The following is a 1,860-nucleotide window of genomic DNA, read 5'->3' on the forward strand; positions in this document are numbered from 1 at the left end:
TCGCGGCAGCGATGTTGGTCCAGCCGGTCAGGCGTATGAGGCCGATGGCGAGGTTGCGCAGGGTGGCCATGGCGCGGGGTGCGGTGCCGGTGCGGACGCGGGAGGCGTCCTCGCCGAAGGTGACGTCGCGAATGTGGTGCAACGCCTCGACCGACCAGTGATTCTGGATCAGTTGCGCGAGCTGGCCGGGGGTCGCTTGGTCTACGGTCAGGCTGGTGACCGCGTAGATGGTCTTGACGGTGGTCTTGACGGTCTTGCGATTGGTGCGGCGGCGCTTGATCTCGATGGCCTGGACGGCATGCGCGAACAGTAGGCCGGGCTGGACGGTACAGGCCTTCAGCCGGCGGACCTCGCGGCGGCCGTGGCCAATGGCGTCGGTGCGGTCCAGCAGCGGAATCTCACGCCAGGGCAGCTTCTTCAGTTGCCTGCGCAGCTTCTTCTGATTGCCCTTCACTACCAGGAGGTAGTGGGCGTGCTTGTCCTGGACCAGGTAGCGGGCGTGCGCGCGCTGGGTGTGCATCGCGTCTGCAGTCACCACGATCCCGCGCAGGTCTAGTCCTTCCAGTAGAGGGGCGAAGGCGGGGATTTCGTTGCTCTTGGCCTCGACCTGGCGTTGCGCGATGACGATCTGGCTCTCGTGCAGGGCGGCGGCCAACAGGTGGATGGCGTTGCCGTCGGTGCGGCTGCCGCGTACGGTCTTGCCGTCCACGGCCAGGCCCGCCAGTACCTGGCCGGTGAGGGAGTCGGTGGCCTGGGCGGCGAGGTAGGCGCCGACCGCGTCGTCGAAGGCGTCCCCATCGAGTTTGGCCAGGAGTCGGCCCAGGGTGGTGGCGGCCGGTGTCGACTCCGCCAAGCCGAGACGGTCCGTCAGTTCCCGGTCGCAGCTGGCCGCGAACCGTGCGATCCGTGCCAGTGAACTCGCCCCGCTCAGCACCGCGACCACGCACAGGGCGAGCAGTGGCCCGAGCCGGTAGCGGCAGCCCCGGCGACGGCGTGGGTCAGGCACCAGCTCCAGGATCTGGGCCAGGGTATCCAGACCGGGCAGTTCGTCTGGCGGGCACGGCAGAGTGACGGCCTCGCGGTGGCGCACGAGGACGTCGATTGGGGAAGATGGCATGCGGACGCCGTCCCTATTCTTGATCGACTGACTTAGACAACCAAGATCACCGGAGGTTGCGTCCGCTGTTTCTCCACGGGGGCCGCCCTCCCGCCAGCCCTCTCATGATCCGACAACGCATCGGGTGGCCCGGCGGTATGCGCTCTGGCATGATCTCCGCCGTGACAAGGGGAAAGAAGCTCGGGGTGGTGGCAGCGGCGCTCGTGCTGGCATCGGCAGGCGGGACAATGTGGCACCTGAATCGGCAGGCCGAGGACCGGGTGGTGTGCCGGGCGCTCCAGGGATTGGACGGCCGGACCTACCAGCCAGCGGTGGTGGAACAGATCCACCGCGCCGGGCGAGAGGACAGCGGCGACCTGGGGGACCTCACCCGGGATGTCGACGGCACCGAGTGGCCAGGGCACCTCTCACTAGAGTCCGCCGGATACGACCTCGCCCTGTCGACCTGCGGCGAACTCGGCCTGCCGGTACCGAACGTCGGCTGAACCTCAGGTGCACTCGGACGGCCCTCGCACCCCGTGGCCTGGCGTCACGGCCGGCACGGCGAGCGACTGAGGACGGCAGGCCACGGGCCCTGGCTACTGCAGAGGCCGCCGTCGGGGCCGGCGCCAAGGCCGCGCGGCAGAACAAAAGCAGGGCGCTTTGCGTCCGCACCGGCACCGCACCCCGCGCCATGGCCACCCTGCGCAACCTCGCCATCGGCCTCATACGCCTGACCGGCTGGACCAACATCGCTGCCGCGA

At 69.0% G+C, this 1,860-nt stretch carries 2 protein-coding genes; one reads left to right on the top strand and one right to left on the bottom strand.

Translation table 11 applies throughout. The features are described 5' to 3' along the window. Nucleotides 1–1,117: ISAs1 family transposase (locus UK12_RS32435; protein WP_052682412.1), on the bottom strand; the 1,117-nt coding region annotated here is incomplete at its 3' end. Nucleotides 1,118–1,278: 161 nt separating this feature from the next. Between UK12_RS32435 and UK12_RS32440 the strand changes: the two genes are divergently transcribed. Then, a complete protein-coding gene (locus UK12_RS32440; protein WP_156179084.1) occupies nucleotides 1,279–1,602 on the top strand; it encodes a hypothetical protein in 324 nt (107 codons plus the stop codon). Nucleotides 1,603–1,860: the final 258 nt, after the last annotated feature.

The sequence above is a fragment of the Saccharothrix sp. ST-888 genome (genome assembly GCF_000955975.1).
In the GTDB taxonomy this organism is placed as follows: domain Bacteria; phylum Actinomycetota; class Actinomycetes; order Streptomycetales; family Streptomycetaceae; genus Kitasatospora.